10 protein-coding genes are annotated in these 15,758 nt (G+C 48.0%); 9 read left to right on the plus strand and 1 reads right to left on the minus strand.

What is annotated here, in order from left to right:
• The first annotated feature begins 444 nt into the window (after window positions 1-444).
• The 9 genes from MHH92_RS00990 to MHH92_RS01030 all read left to right on the plus strand — a co-directional run bounded on the left by MHH92_RS00990 (window position 445) and on the right by MHH92_RS01030 (window position 12,363).
• Complete coding sequence (locus tag MHH92_RS00990) at window positions 445-2,490, plus strand: cache domain-containing sensor histidine kinase (protein ID WP_340901586.1); 2,046 nt, start codon at window positions 445-447, stop codon at window positions 2,488-2,490.
• A complete protein-coding gene (locus MHH92_RS00995; RefSeq protein WP_340901587.1) occupies window positions 2,466-4,232 on the plus strand; it encodes a response regulator in 1,767 nt (588 codons plus the stop codon). The genes MHH92_RS00990 and MHH92_RS00995 overlap by 25 nt, the downstream gene beginning before the upstream one ends.
• Window positions 4,233-4,384: 152 nt before the next feature.
• Window positions 4,385-5,698, plus strand: coding sequence for an extracellular solute-binding protein (locus tag MHH92_RS01000; protein WP_340901588.1), 1,314 nt, complete (start codon window positions 4,385-4,387; stop codon window positions 5,696-5,698).
• 218 nt (window positions 5,699-5,916) lie between these two features.
• Window positions 5,917-6,786, plus strand: a complete 870-nt coding sequence (locus MHH92_RS01005; RefSeq protein ID WP_340901589.1) for a carbohydrate ABC transporter permease — start codon at window positions 5,917-5,919, stop codon at window positions 6,784-6,786.
• Between the two features lie 15 nt (window positions 6,787-6,801).
• A complete protein-coding gene (locus tag MHH92_RS01010) occupies window positions 6,802-7,677 on the plus strand; it encodes a carbohydrate ABC transporter permease (protein WP_017691224.1) in 876 nt (291 codons plus the stop codon).
• Between the two features lie 187 nt (window positions 7,678-7,864).
• Window positions 7,865-8,506: a polysaccharide deacetylase family protein gene (locus tag MHH92_RS01015; RefSeq protein ID WP_340901590.1), complete on the plus strand. Its 642-nt coding sequence runs from the start codon at window positions 7,865-7,867 to the stop codon at window positions 8,504-8,506.
• A 148-nt stretch (window positions 8,507-8,654) separates the two neighbouring features.
• Window positions 8,655-9,908 carry a mechanosensitive ion channel family protein gene (locus tag MHH92_RS01020; protein ID WP_340901592.1) on the plus strand — a complete coding sequence of 418 codons (1,254 nt, stop codon included), beginning with the start codon at window positions 8,655-8,657 and terminating at the stop codon, window positions 9,906-9,908.
• Between the two features lie 191 nt (window positions 9,909-10,099).
• The gene (locus MHH92_RS01025) at window positions 10,100-11,344 is read left to right on the plus strand and encodes a macrolide family glycosyltransferase (protein WP_340901593.1); all 1,245 of its coding nucleotides are present in this window, start codon (window positions 10,100-10,102) and stop codon (window positions 11,342-11,344) included.
• Between the two features lie 164 nt (window positions 11,345-11,508).
• On the plus strand, window positions 11,509-12,363 hold the full coding sequence (locus tag MHH92_RS01030) for an aldo/keto reductase (protein WP_340018886.1): 855 nt from the start codon (window positions 11,509-11,511) through the stop codon (window positions 12,361-12,363).
• Between the two features lie 117 nt (window positions 12,364-12,480).
• On the opposite strand, the gene MHH92_RS01035 is transcribed toward MHH92_RS01030, so the two are convergent.
• The gene (locus MHH92_RS01035; protein ID WP_340901595.1) at window positions 12,481-15,654 is read right to left on the minus strand and encodes an alpha-mannosidase; all 3,174 of its coding nucleotides are present in this window, start codon (window positions 15,652-15,654) and stop codon (window positions 12,481-12,483) included.
• Window positions 15,655-15,758: the final 104 nt, after the last annotated feature.

Genomic DNA, 15,758 nt, shown 5'->3' on the forward strand with positions numbered 1-15,758 from the left:
TATCGTAAACTTGCTCAAAAGTATGCCATATCAAGGTAGACGTTTATCATCGCCTTTTGTGTATTCAGATCCTCCGCCCTTCCCCCGCTTTCTCTCCATCCGACTCAAACCACAACTTATTATCTGTACCTCCAACATTTTATAAAGCAGTACTCCTTGCGGCTCCAATTACGGGGGCCCCTACCCACAGCATTCACAGCAATCGTCTTCCCAAATCCTCATTCTACTTCACTCAGTCAAGCCATCCGTAAGCGATAAAAAGAATTGAGCCTGCTCCATACACCGTCCTATAATATACAATTGTATAAAATCCGAGAGAGTGGTGGATATCACAACCGATAAACCCATCACACATCGGAACCAAAGGAGGGGCACAGTGAAACACAGAGCAAAAGATGCAAAAACAGATGCAGGAGCAACAACAGAAGGAGATGAAAAACAAAAGTGAAAGCAACAACTCAATTAGATGTTGAGGCCGATGCAGAAGTAAACGTAAATACAAAAGCGAACACGAACGGAATGAAGAAGAATTGGACTCACCGTTTCAAAGAGTTCATTCAACGTAAGCCCAAGACGCTGGCTTTTAAAATCCCGTTTGCCTACTTTGTCATTATTCTGCTAACGGTGGCGTTCAGTGCGTTGGTGCTGAATCGAATCTCGGAAAATGATGCGCAGCGAAAGATCAATGAAGCATCATTGCAGACGATAACATCCATTGAGACCAACGTTAATCTGATGATCGAGAACGTGAACAATTATTCGAAAATGATTTTCTCTGATCCCAACTTGCAGAACCTGCTGCGGCAGGGCAACGTGTATTCCAATTTACAAACACAGTCCAAGGTCAGCGCTTATTTGACCAATCTTATGCAAGCGATTCCAATTATCGATTCAGTATATATTTACGATAATTCGGGGCACCGATTCTCGGTTGGTACACAGGAATGGCCCACGTTTATGGAAGCGAATGTGAAGGAAGCGCCTTGGTACGAACAGGCACTGAAGCATAACGGAAGATATCTGCTCAGGCTGAATGGTGGCAACAACGACAGCGGAGTCTCGGCAACGGGGGAGAATGATGGGCAAGAGGTGGTGTCGTTTATTCGCCTCATTCGAGATTTGGATGATACGTCTCCGCTTGGATTTTTGGTCATGAACATCAAGGGGGCATCCATCGCTCAAGCTTATGCTAACCTGTCTGCAACGGATTCATTTCAGGTGGCCATTCTGGATGAGCATCAGCAGGTGATCGCAACCAACGCAACCGATGGAAAGAAGGGCGTGCCTGCTGTATCCGACGCATCCATGTCTGCCGCTTCTGGACAGGAAGGGATGTACGAGATGTTAGAGGCCAATCAGGCCAAGTTAAAACAAACATTTCAAGAGCAATCCTCCGGCTTCATCACCTTGCAATCGGGTGGTCAGGAATATGCGGTGACCTATCGTTCAGCTGGTGATGATCAGTGGAAATTTATCAGTATGAGCCCATACCGGGCTACAGATACCCGTAATAAATCCATGGTGTTGCTTGCGCTGATCTTACTGGCGGTGAACGGGACTGTCTTTTTCGTCAGTTCGTTTATCATCTCCCGCAGCGTCATTAAGCCGATTCACAAGCTACTTCGTTCCATGCAAAAAGCGCCAAGCGGCAACTTCCGCAAAGTGACGGTTGAGCTGAACAGTTACGAGTTCGCACAGCTATATGGAGGGTACAACCAGATGATTGAGCAGATTGAGCAGATGTTGAAACGCATCATTCAGGAGCAGCAGACGATTCGCCGAGCAGAGCTGAATACACTTCAGGCGCAGATCAAGCCGCATTTTCTATATAACACACTTGATTCTATTACCTCCCTGGCGATGTCGGGCATGAACGATAAGGTATGTGAGCTGTTAGAAGCGCTTGGAAGTTACTATCGACTGAGTGTCAGCAAAGGTCGTGAACTGATTACGCTGCACGAGGAGGTTGAGATTGTACGCAATTATCTGACGATCCAGCAGGTGCGATACCCCGGTGTATTTGAGGTGCAGTACGATATTGCTCCAGATTGTGAGCGAGTGATGATTCCCAAGCTTGTGATCCAGCCGTTGGTGGAAAATTCGCTGTATCACGGTATTCGTCCCAAAGGCAGCCCGGGCACGATACGCATCCAAGCTCGTCGATCCAAGGAGGGAGTACTTCTAACGATCACTGACGACGGAGTCGGCATGTCCGAGGAAGAAGTGAAGCAGATTCAACGAACAGAAATGAACAGGTCTAATCGCTCGAACTCATCTAACGCATCTAACGCATCTAATACTTCTAATCCTAACTATAACGCTAAACAAAATCCAAGCTTTGGCTTGTGGGGGACGATGGAACGGCTTCGCATTTTCTATGACAGAGAAGATGGACTCAAGCTGCAGAGCGAGGTTGGAAAAGGAACCACCATTATCATAACGATCCCGAAGGGAGCCGATGAATCATGGAATTCACTGTGGAACCATTAAAGGTATTGATTGTGGATGACGAGTACCTCATCCGAAATCTGCTGCGCATGCGTATCGATTGGGAACAGCAAGGCATGACCATCATTGGCGAGGCCTCCGATGCTGCAGAGGCTTTGGAACAGGTTGAGCTGTTACGTCCGGACATCGTGTTCACGGACATATACATGCCAAAGATGGACGGCATTGAACTGAGCGGCATCCTCATGGAGCGTTACCCAAACATAAAAATCGTGGTAGTGACGGGACATGATGAATTCGAATATGCTCGTCAGAGTGTGAAGCTGGGCATATCCGATTTTATTTTGAAACCTATTCGTGCTTCTGAATTATTACAGGTTACGACGAAGCTGCGAGTGGCAATCGAGCAGGAGATAGGGCGTCAGTACGAGCTGATGAACCTGCTGGAGGAGATGAAGCAGAGCTTGCCTTATCTCAGGGAGAGATTTGTAAATAAATGGTTAAGTGATGTGATATCTGAGGATGAACTACAAGAGAAGGCGCGTTTCTTCGGCATTCCTATCTCGTCTGGTGAACCTGGATCACGCATCGCAGTAATGGAGGTGGAGGTTGCTGTACCGCAAGCTAAGATAGCTGCACCAGAGGTATATCCACATCTGTCCGAACCATATCACCAAACACGCCAAACACACCAAACACATGAAGCACATCGAGGACCCCAACAACAACATGGTCAGCCCCAATTAAGCCAGCATCAAACAGAAGCCCATCGACAACCCGCTGAGGAAATACATATTTTGCTGCGAATGGTAGGCATGAAGCAGGTGCAGGCATTTTATCCGCAGGATTCGCAAACCATTATCGTCATGGACCCACATAACCGGATAGTTTTGCTCTCGCTTGGTGCGGATACCGAATTTGCCAATCAGGTACAGCAGCTTCAGGAAGAACTTCAACATACACTTAAGCTCGAAGGGTGTGAAGTTGATGTGACCGTAGGGATTGGGCAATGGCAATCAGGATGGGGAAGGGCCTGTGTGGGATACCGGGAAGCTTGTCGTGCACTCGATTATCAGGCGTTTGTGGGGAAAAATCAGGTTATTTGCTTCGAGGATCTGGTCATCGAAGGCGGTAAGAGGCCCTACCACTCGGATGCTCAGTTGCTCCAACAACTGCAATTTTACGTCAGTGTTGGTGCGGGGGAAGAAGCCGTATTGTTGCTGGAGCGTATGCTGTCTGTGCCGTTCTCGGACGTTTCACAGTTTCGGATGGCAGCCATGGATGTGGTTACGGAGTGCCAGCGTGCCGCCATAGAGCAACAGCTTGAGGGAGAATACGCATTGAACAAAGAGGCCGTTGCGGCCATTTTTACAGCAGGTCATCTGCCTGAACTAAAAAGCATGCTGGAGCAGCATGTCCGCACGGTATCGGATGTCATACAAGCCAAACGACAGGCCAAGGAAGGTAATCTGATCGACCGGGTGATGGCTTATCTTGAAGAGAACATGGGCAATGCGGAAGTGGGACTATCCAGCACCGCGGCTGCTTTTTACGTAAGTTCGGGCCATCTGGGGCGGCTGATGAAAAAAGAAACCGGGCAGACATTTGTGGAATATATGACGCAGCTTCGTATGAGAAAGGCCGAAACGTTGCTGAAGCAGACCGATTTAAAGGGGTATGAGATCGGGCAGCAGGTAGGCATCCCGGACCCGCATTATTTCAGCGTCTTGTTCAAAAAACATATCGGTCGGTCCATGAACGAATATCGGAATGTAAAAACCTGAAAAACGAGAATGTCCCCCCCACACTACCAGTTCCAATTCCACATATGTTCGAATATTACAAATCGATGCCTGTTTTCTAAATGGAGAACAACGAACAGTTCGCCTAAAATATGGGCTAGAACGAACTAAAACACATAGGGAGGTCCATAGAGATGAAAGCGCTATTAAAAAAATCAGCAAGTCTAATTCTGACTCTGGGAATTGTAAGCAGTCTGGCGGCATGTTCATCCGGTTCGTCCGGTGGTACACAGGGGGAAAGTAATGGCAAGATCAAGCTGACGCTATGGGATCAATCGGTTGGCAATACCGATCCTTCGGCCAAGCTGCTGCCCGAGATTGTTGAGAAATGGAACAGCGAGCATCCGGACATCCAGGTTGAACGTACGGGCACGACAGGAGAACAGTACAAAACCAAAGTCAAAACATCGATTGCGGCTGGTGAGGCGCCAGACCTGTTCTATGGCATGGGCGGTGGTAGCTTCATGCAGCCGTACATCAAATCCGGCAATGTGCTGGAAATCTCAAGTTACCTGACGGACGATATCAAAGAACGAATGGGCCCGGGAATGGCTGAGGCCATTAATATGGACGGCAAAATCTACACATTGCCCGTGTACACACATATCGCCAACCTTTACGTGAATACAGAACTGTTCGAGCAAGCGGGTGCCAAGATTCCGACCACCTATAACGAACTGCTGGATGCAGTCACCAAGCTGAAAGCGGCGGGGATCACCCCGGCTGTGATTGGAGAGAAGGATCGCTGGCCGGGCATGTACTGGTACGACATTATTGCGATGCGTCAGGCAGGCAATGCAGCGGTGATGGAAGCCTTTAAAGATCCGTCGAAGTGGGATTCACCGGACTTTGTTGCCGCCGCGACTAAAATGCAGCAGCTTGCACAAGCAGGAGCGTTCAACAGCAGCATGTTCAGCATGAGCTATGACGAGATGCTGGGGGCATTTAATGCAGGCAACGGGGCGATGATGTTCCAGGCCAACTGGGTGAATGCAGGCATTGAGGACCCGTCCTCCGCAGTTAAAGGCAAAGTGAAAGTGATTCCGTTCCCGGTGTTTGAGGATGGTAAAGGTACAAATACCGAAATCTTTGGCGGAGCCGTCGATGGTTTCTACATCAACCAGAATACCAAACATCCGAAGGAAGCCGTGGAATTCCTCATGTATCTGAGTGAGCAGCTTGGTACGCAAGGTTTCCTGGCTGGAGCGGGTCTGCCAAGCTGGAAAACCGATGCACTCGACACATCCAGCCTGTCCTCCCTTGATCTGTCTGCGGCGGATATTATGAAAACGGCGACCTCATTCATTGCGTGGTGGGATAACATTCTGCCTGCGGAGTCTGCCGAAGCGCACAAAAACCTGATTGCCCAGCTGCTTGCCGGCGATGTAACACCTGAAGAGTTCTGCAAACAGATGGCACAGCTCAAACCAACAGAGCTAAGTCTATAGGAAACAGGTAGGCAGGTATGAGTACGTGCAAGCATACAAGCTTAAATGCTTACAAGTCCTAGAGGGTCCTTACACGACATGTCTTTGCCAATTCCCCGTGAATACCTTACGCATAGACCTTGTGGGCTTGCCCGTCTGAAGCATGCTAACAATGAAGATGAACCCAAACAAGGCGTGGTCCGGTATATCCCGGTCACGCCTTTGAGAGGAGAACAATAATGAACTCTGTATTTTCCAATAAAGGCACGATCGCCGTCTTTGTACTGCCCACACTGATTCTCTTCTGCGGAATTGTGCTTATTCCCATCTTTGTCTCCAGTTATTACAGTCTGCTGGACTGGAACGGCGTAGGCAGGGGTACATTTATCGGCCTGGACAACTATGTAGAGATGTTTAAGGATACCCGTGTGCTGAATTCGATCAAAAACTCCCTGTTATTCGCGGGTGCTTCGGTGTTCATTCAACTGCCGATCTCGTTGGTGCTCGCACTGATTCTTGCGTCCAACATCAAGGGAGAAGGTTTCTACCGGACCGTGTATTTCATCCCGGTGTTGATCTCAACGGTGGTTATTGCCCAGTTGTGGTCAAAAATCTACAATGCCGATTATGGTCTGCTGAACGTGCTGCTACAAAGTATCGGCTTATCCAGCCTGGCACAAGATTGGCTGGGACAGAAGGACACCGCGCTGGCGGCATCGTTTATTCCGACCTTGTGGCAGTACGTGGGGTATCACATGTTGCTGATGTATGCAGGTGCGAAGTCCGTGTCTCAGGATGTGCTCGAAGCTGCTCGAATGGATGGTGCTTCCCGTATTCGGACGGCGTGGTCCATTATGATCCCGCTGATGAAGCCAATTCTGAAGGTAAGCCTTGTTTTTTCGGTCATCGGTGCATTCAAGGTGTTTGACCTGATCTATGTGCTGACAGGTGGCGGGCCATTTTACACCACTGAAGTGCCAAGCACGCTGATGTACGCTACCATTTTTGATACGTTCCGGTACGGATATGGCAGTGCGATCTCGGTCTTTATCATTGTGGAGTGTTTGGTGTGTACGATCCTCATTAATTCATTGTTCAAAACGGAGTAGAGGGAGGCAAAAGGCATGAGTACCGTAGAAGTCATGTTGCAAAAAAAGCCCAAGCCGAGGTCCATCTCCGGACCGATCGGGAAAGTGTTCCTGCAAGCGTTTCTGATCCTCGTTGCGATTGTGCAGATCTACCCGCTCATCTGGCTGGCGCTGTTTTCCCTGAAGGATAACAGTGAGATTTTCAGCGGTGATGTAGCCGGGTTGCCCAAAGCGTTCCTATGGAGCAACTACACCAAAGCAATGTCCGACGGCCATGTGCTGACCTATTTTATGAATAGTGTGCTGGTTACTGCGGCCTCCATTGTCTTGGTACTGATCCTGTCCTCCATGACGGGTTACGCAATCACGAGAATGAACTGGAAGCTTAGCGGGTTGACGATGACGATTATTTTGCTGGGCATGATGGTGCCGATTCATGCGGCGCTGCTGCCATTGTTTATTATTTTGAAGAATCTGAGCCTGCTCAACAGTTACTGGTCTCTGATCATTCCCTATGTGGCATTTGGCATTCCGATGGCGGTATTCATTCTGGGCAGTTTTTTCAAAGGTATCCCAAGAGAAATGGAGGAGTCGGCGGTTATCGACGGCTGCGGCATATACCGGACGTTTTTCTCCATTATCCTGCCTCTGGTAACCCCGGCTATATCAACGGTAGCCATCTTCACATTTCTGTCCTGCTGGAATGAGCTGATGTTTGCAGTTACGTTTATCAATAACACGGCTTACCAGACGTTGACGGTGGGTATGATGTCGATGGTGGGAACGTACATTACGCAATGGGGTATCATTGGTGCGGGACTGATGATTACAACGGTGCCAACCGTGGTCATCTATCTGCTGCTGAACAAACAGGTGCAGAAGAGTATGATCGCAGGTGCGATCAAAGGTTAGCTGGAGGCTGCACTGGAGGACGTGGCGGTAGAAGGCTCGATGCTCGCTCGCTTGTACTCTCTTTCTGGTAGATATCGATTTGATTCGGGATTTCGCAAGGTGTGATCTCTGGACTGGACCGCGGCGTATAGACATGGAATAATAAGGGATATGTAGCCAGTCAGTTTCAGAGAGGGGTCATTATAATATGGTCAATATCGTGATGGTAGAGCAGGAGTCTGTTCGGGAAAAGGTTGTGGCGTTCACGTTTGATGATGGGCCGCATCCGGTCTATACACCTCAAGTGCTTGAGATATTCCGGCGTGCCGGTGGGCGGGCGACGTTTTTCATGATTGGCCAAGAGATGGAGACTCACCCGGAGATTACGGCGGAGGTGCACCGTGAAGGGCATGAGATCGCCAACCATACGTACACGCATCCGGATCTGACCAAGTTGACGCTGGAGGAAGCTGGGGAGGAGCTGCAACGCGCAGAAAATCTTGTTCAAGAAGTTACGGGGCAACCTGCCCGCTGCTTCCGCCCGCCGTATTTTGGCGTAAACGATGATATACTGTCTCTGGCGGCGGAGCGTGGATATCGGACGATTGGTGCGGTGAACGGTGATGCGAGGGATTGGGACAATCCCGGTGTTGAGCACATTCTGGAGCATACCCGGTCTGCGGTGAAACCTGGCAGCGTGCTCATATTCCATGACGGGTACGGGGATCGTTTCCAGACGGTGGAGGCGGTTCGTGTGCTGGTGGAGGAACTGGTCGCGGAAGGGTACCGTTTGGTGACGGTGAGTGAGTTGCTGGACATTTCTCGTGAGCATGATGCAAAGACGACATAATCAAGAGGACCCATCATTCTTTGAATGACAGGGTCTTTTTTTAATATATATAATACATAGGAAGAATGAAGCGGGAGCACAAACTTTGCTTGCCCTCTCAAACTACTTTATAATAATAGGCTAAACTAGATTATGTCAGGAGGAAACAATGGACTTTATCAGAAATCAACTAGAAGAACTCGGCATGAGTGGACCCTCCATTGGTTATCTTTCAAACATCATTATGATTATTTTTATAGCAGTGATCTCGATATTGGCGAATGTGATTGCCAAGCGAGTGGTACTGAAGACGGTCCATCGTATCGTAAGTAACAACCGTTTCAAGTGGGGCCATATTGTGGTTCAGAAAAATTTATTTCAGAAGCTGTCGCATCTTGTGCCAGCCATTATAATCTATTATTCTGCTTATATTTTCTCGCCCTATCAGGCCATAATTGAAAAATCAGCAATGACCTATATGATTGTTATTATGATTACGGTTCTGAATGCTCTGCTGAATGTCTTCGATGATATCTATCGTACCTATGAGGTGTCGAAGATACGCCCAATCAAGAGTTACATTCAGGTAGCCAAGATTGTCCTGTTCATTATCGGGGGCATTATCGTTATTTCCAGCCTGATCGGACAGAACCCACTCATTATCCTTAGTGGACTTGGGGCGTTATCGGCGGTATTAATGCTCGTATTCAAAGACTCAATCCTGGGCCTCGTGGCCGGTGTACAGCTATCGTCAAACGATATGGTGCGCGTTGGTGATTGGATCGAGATGCCAAAGTATAATGCGGACGGTGACGTCATCGACATTACATTGAACACGGTAAAGGTTATGAATTTTGATAAAACGATTACGATGATTCCAAGCTACGCCCTCATTTCGGATTCGTTCCGTAACTGGAGAGGCATGCAGGTGTCCGGCGGCAGAAGGATTAAGCGGAGTATCTATATTGATATCAGCAGTATCCGTTTTTGTACGGAAGAGATGGTAGCTGAATTTGAGAAAATCCACTACCTGACTGATTATGTCACGGCAAAATTGAAGGAAATTCAAGCATACAACATGGAGCACGAGGTGAATACCGAAAGCAACGTGAACGGCAGACAACTGACAAACGTCGGTGTATTCCGGGAATATATCCATCAATATTTGAGGAATCATCCAAAAATCAATAAAGATATGACGATGATTGTGCGACAATTAGCACCGGAAGATCGCGGGCTGCCTCTGGAAATCTATGCATTCAGCAATGATATCAACTGGGGTGTATATGAGAACGTTCAGGCGGATATCTTTGACCATATCTTCGCGGTGGCGTCAACATTTGGACTACGGGCCTTCCAGAATCCAACCGGACATGATATCGTGCAACTTAAAGAAAACAAACAATATTCGAGCGGATATTGAGATCCGAAGCACCGTAAAGGTGCTTTTTTTTATTCAAAAAGTGACATATTTACTATTTACAAAAATGGAAATAATTAATAGTATGTTTATATGGGTTTAATTTCCATATTCTATTTTTCTTTATCTTCTCAATCATATGGATATACAATGTACCGCTTTGATTGTTGGAAAATTTAATGGAGGTGAGTGCCGTGGCACGTGTATTAGTTGTGATGATCCCTGCAGAAGGCCATATCAATCCGTCGCTTGGATTAATCAAGGAACTGGTAGAGAACGGTGATGAAGTGGTCTACTGTTGTACCGAAAAATACCGGACGAAGATTGAAGCGATAGGCGCACAATTTAAAGCCTACTCCTTCAACGAGGCAACCCTGCTCAACAACCCTGGTATGAAGCCATTTGAACTCAAGCATCCTTACCAATTTTTATATATGATATTGGAAAAAGTTATTCAACGGTTTATTCCAGATGTTCTGAATCTGATCGAACATGAAACCTATGACTATATCATTTTTGACTCCATAATAGGCTGGGGAGGACAAATTCTAGGTGAGAAGTTAGGTATACCAACGGTATGCTCAACCAGCACCTTTGTTTTTGTGGAGCCTCTTGGATCAGACAATCAACTGAATGATGATACGGAGGAGGTCAAGGAGCTATATAACAGCATCGTGGAAGTGTCCCAGCAAATAGCTTCCCAGTTCGATGTGGCTGTACCTTCCCTGGCGGAACTTTTAGGGCATTCAGGACAACTGAAGATTGTCTATACAAGTCGTTATTTTCAACCCATGGGGGACAAGCTGGACGACAGCTTTGTGTTCACTGGCCCATCTATTATCCCCCGCAAGGATGCGCCAGGCTTTGCAAAGGAGTCACTGTATGCTCTTTACAAACAGGCAGTTTATATTTCGATGGGCACCATTTTAAATAAGGATCTTGATTTTTATAAGCTTTGCTTCACGGCCTTTCGTGATTTGCCTGTGCAGTTTATATTATCTTCTGGGAAGGATACCGATATAGAGCCCATTGCTGATCTCATTCCTGACAATTTCATCATAAGACCCTATGTCCCTCAACTGGAAGTGTTGCAGTGTGTAGATGCTTTTCTGACACATGCAGGCATGAACAGTACCAGCGAAGCTTTGTATTACAATGTACCATTAATCATGCTTCCGTTAACATCGGATCAGCCGCGTGTAGCAGGCCGGGTACAGGAGTTGGGAGCAGGGGTCATCGTGGACAAAAATAACCTTACACCCGATGTGCTTAGAAACGCAGTATTAGAAGTGCTCGGTAATGCCTCCTACAAGGAGCATGCTGAGGTTATTGGGAAAACGTTACGCGATGCTGGCGGGTATAAGCAGGCTGCTATGGCTATTAAGAACTTTATAGGCAATCAACGGTTATCGGCCACGCCCATCTCTTTGTTTGAATGAAAAGGAGACCGTTCTTCATGAGAGCTAGAAGAGGAAGCCGTCATCGACTAAAACGGAGTGGTGACTTCCAATTGATTCAAGCACGTATGGAGGGGTAGATAAACGGAGTGGGGCATTATTTTTACCATATTGTTCGTATACCTTTTGCAAAGGAGAGTCTTCAGATGAATCATCAAATTCCGGAATATACATTGAACGATGGCTTGAAAGTGCCTGCAATTGGATTTGGTACCTATAGTTTAAAAGGTGAAGAAGGCGTTAAATCGATCGCGTCCGCAATGGATGCGGGTTATCGATTAATTGATACGGCGTATAACTATGAGAATGAGGCAACGGTGGGCAGAGCAATCAAACAAAGCTCCATCGCCAGAGAAGAACTACTCATTTCCTCGAAGCTGCCGGGGCGTTATCACGCTCATGATAAAGCACTTGTGGCGATCCAGGAATCCCTGTACAGAGCGGATCTGGATTATTACGACCTGTATCTGATTCACTGGCCCAATCCGAAAAAGGACATGTATGTCGAGGCATGGCAAGCACTGATCGAAGCCAAAAAACGTGGATATATCCGATCCATTGGAGTCAGCAACTTCCTGCCTGAGCACAATGATCGGCTGATTAAGGAAACGGGGATAGCGCCGAGTCTGAATCAGATTGAGCTGCATCCGTTCTTTGACCAAGCCGATCAGCGGGAACAGGATACAAAGCATGGCATCGTGAACGAATCCTGGAGTCCGATTGGACGTGGCAATGATGCCGTACAGGATATTCTGAAGGATGAGAACATTCTTCGGATTGCGGAAACGCATGGCAAAACGCCAACCCAGATCATTCTGCGCTGGCATGTTCAGCTGGGTTCCATTCCCATTCCGAAAGCCGGCTCCTTGCAGCATCAACAGGAAAATATCGATATATTCGATTTTGAGTTGAGCACAGAAGAGATGCAGGTCATCTCTGCATTTAATCGTCCAGATGGACGTTTGTGGGATCAGGACCCAAGCGAGTACGAAGAATTTTAAAGAACGACAAATGAAGGGCTGCTCTCATGTCAGATATGACAGGGGGCAGCCCTTTATTGCTTTATTGTTGAAGCATATTAAGCAATGTTGCAGTTTTTCATGTTGCGTAATTTCTGTTTACTGTTCAGCAGGGATACGGAAGGTCAGAATCTCATACGGTTTGATATCAAAAGAAATTCGACCATTTTCCACGGCGCATTCCGCTTCGTTATTCTCGAGCAAATCACACGCGTACGCCGTAGCACCTGCTTCCTCAGGCAATTGCAGGGAAGCACGGCTGCGGCGGCCATGTGCTTCGTAGACTCGGATGATCATATCATCGTTGTTCTCGGCTTTTTTGATAACCTCCAGCACGACATTATCCTGATCAATCGAAGCAAGTGACCATGTTCCCGGCAACGTACCGGTTTGCGGACTTACTTCACGGGCAACCAGCGGACGGTTGAGATCATAAGCAGCTTGGATGACACGTCCCTCACGGAAGTCGCCCTGATGCGGATAGAGCGCGTAGGTGAATACGTGCTGCTCTTTGTCGGCATTTTCATTCGGGTACGTTGCGCTCTTGATCAGCGACAGTCGCATCACCGAGTTATGAATATCATATCCGTATTTGCAGTCGTTCAGCAGAGCAGCACCGTACCCGTTCTCCGCCAGATCGGCCCACTTCTGCCCGCATACTTCAAACCGGGCCTGATCCCAGCTCGTATTACGGTGGGTAGCACGCTCAACGTTGCCGTACTGGATTTCGTAGACGGCCTTTTCACTCCAGATATCCAGCGGGAAAGCGGCTTTCAGCAGCAAATGCTCTTGCTTCCAATCCACAAACGTACGGAAATCAATCCGGCGCGTGTGCGAATAGAAGATGATCGTCTGCTCAATGACCGAGTCCAGGAACTGTCGCTTCACTTGAAGCACGGAACGTACCGGCCCACTTTCAACCCACTCCAGCGACTGCAGGTCATTAATCTCCCACATATGCTGTTCATAATAATCGTCAATGTTCCATGCCTCGTATTCCGCAGGTCGATCCTCGAACACTTGCAGCACGTTACCACGCTTGCCAGACTGGAGCAGCTCACGGCCCTCCAGCTTGTCCCATACGGATGTGAACTCGGCACTTTCATTCAGGTGAATATCGTACCAAGGTGTGTGGATATGGCGCCGATCTGCTTCCCACTGTGCAACCGAAACTCCCGCGACAAGCTCGTCTGTTAGATCCGGTGTGATTCGGAAAGATTTATACCCGGATGCAGGCACGTTCTCTGCAAGGAACACGAGGCCTCCATCGGGAGTCCGCTGGCTTGGTACAGGGCGATCTCCATCATAGACGGTTACTTTTCTCGCAAAAGCAGGCAGTTCAACCACATCCGTCCGTATAAATCCGGTGGTGTTGAATACTACAATGGCTTCGCCATCAGATGTAATTTGGCTTGCAATGCCGTTCAGCGCACTGTCTTTCAGCTCATCCGTGACACGCAGAACTTCTTCATATTGCTCCTTGGAATCCACATATACCTGCTCAATGGAGCTGCCCGGGAGAATATCATGGAACTGGTTCAGCATCGTCAGCTTCCATGCATGCTCCAGTGCATCGGTTGGATAGGCCGCCTGTGCATTCGCCTGACGATGAATCATGGCATACAGCTCGGCATCAGCCAGCGCAAATTCGCTATGACGGTTGTACCGTTTGTTACGCGCCATAGAAGTATAGGTACCCCGGTGATACTCCAGATACAGCTCACCCGACCAGCGAGGAACGGAAGGAACATCCGCCAGATTTTGCTCCAGCTTCTCGAAAAACTCGCGTACAAAGGTACGTTTCACCGCAGGTACACCCGGCAATCCAACATCAAGACGTCTGCCATGCTCCAGCATCTCTTCGGTTGGTCCACCGCCGCCATCTCCGAATCCGAAACATTGCAGGACATCTGCATTGATGTTTTTGTTCTGGTATCGCTGCCACGTACCTTTTACTTGCGAAGCATTAAACCGACCATTATAGGTCGTTTCGAAGCGACGCTGCCTGAAATCAGGGTGTTTGTCATAGTCTGTGGCTGTGATGAAATGGGTCAGGACTTCTGATCCGTCGATTCCTCGCCAGTACATCGTGTCGTTTGGAATCTGGTTGGTATCATTCCAGGCGATTTTGGTTGTCATAAAATAATCAATGCCGCTCTTGCGCATAATCTGCGGCATCGCTGCACTATAACCAAATACATCCGGCAACCAGAGCACACGGTTCTCAACGCCGAATTCTTCCTTGAAGAAATGTTTGCCGTAGATAATCTGACGGATCATGGATTCACCCGAGATCAAGTTACAATCAGCCTCCAGCCACATTGAACCTTCCGCTTCCCAGCGGCCTTCGGCCACCTTTTCTTTGATTTTTTCATATAGGGACGGGTAGTCTGCTTTCAGGTATGCATACAGCTGGGGCTGAGAGGACATGAAGGTATACTCCGGGAACTTGTCCATCAGATACAATACACTCGCGAAGCTACGAATGACCTTCTCCCGAGTCTGATCCAGCGTCCACAGCCATGCCACATCAATATGCGTGTGTCCGATACAGTGCACGGTAGGGATGTGATCACCGGCAGGGCGGATATCACCATAGACATGATCTTGCAGATATTGGCGCGCTTCCAGTACCGACGCATGGAATTCTGCGCTGTTTTCCTGGCGCAAATCCAGCAAATTCACGGCTTTATTCAGATGTTCGACCAACTTCAGGCGCTCCAGATCATCCTCACGCAGCAGATCCGCAGCATCCAGCGCAGCCTTGAGATCATAATACAAATCGGAGACTTGCTGATGATGCTCGGCGATATATACATTTAGAAAAACATCCGCGGCAGACGTACTGCAATATGCATATAATGCCAACTCAAACTCTTCGCCCTTCACCGCGGATGGAGTCAAGTCAATCTCCGTATGGTTAACATCCAGACCGCAGATTAATTCCCTATTGAGGAATGCCAGAAACTGCGGATTATCGTAATTCCAGATATCGTCAGCACCGGTGACGATGGCACAAACGACCTTTTTCCCTTCCATTTGATCCGGGATTTGAATGCGGGTTTTGAAGCAACTGTGTACGTCTTTGCCACCCCAGCCATCACCCTTACGGAATACGTTCCAGGAGGAAGGGTCCTCATGCACCAGTTCCCAGGAGTGGTAACCACTTTCTTTATGATAAAGCTCAGGGATATATGTCTTTGAGGTAAGTCGAGCACGTTCCAAGTGTTTAACAATGGTATGGATTCGAGTATATAAGGAATTCATTTTCATGTTGGTTTCCCACCTTGGTTTGTAGTAAGTACAGGCTGTAGTCGTTGTTGGAGTGATAATACTGCAAACGCTAACATATCAACTCTATCATAACAAAAGAGAAA

The organism is Paenibacillus sp. FSL M7-1414, assembly GCF_038003195.1.
In the GTDB taxonomy this organism is placed as follows: Bacteria; Bacillota; Bacilli; order Paenibacillales; family Paenibacillaceae; genus Paenibacillus; species Paenibacillus amylolyticus.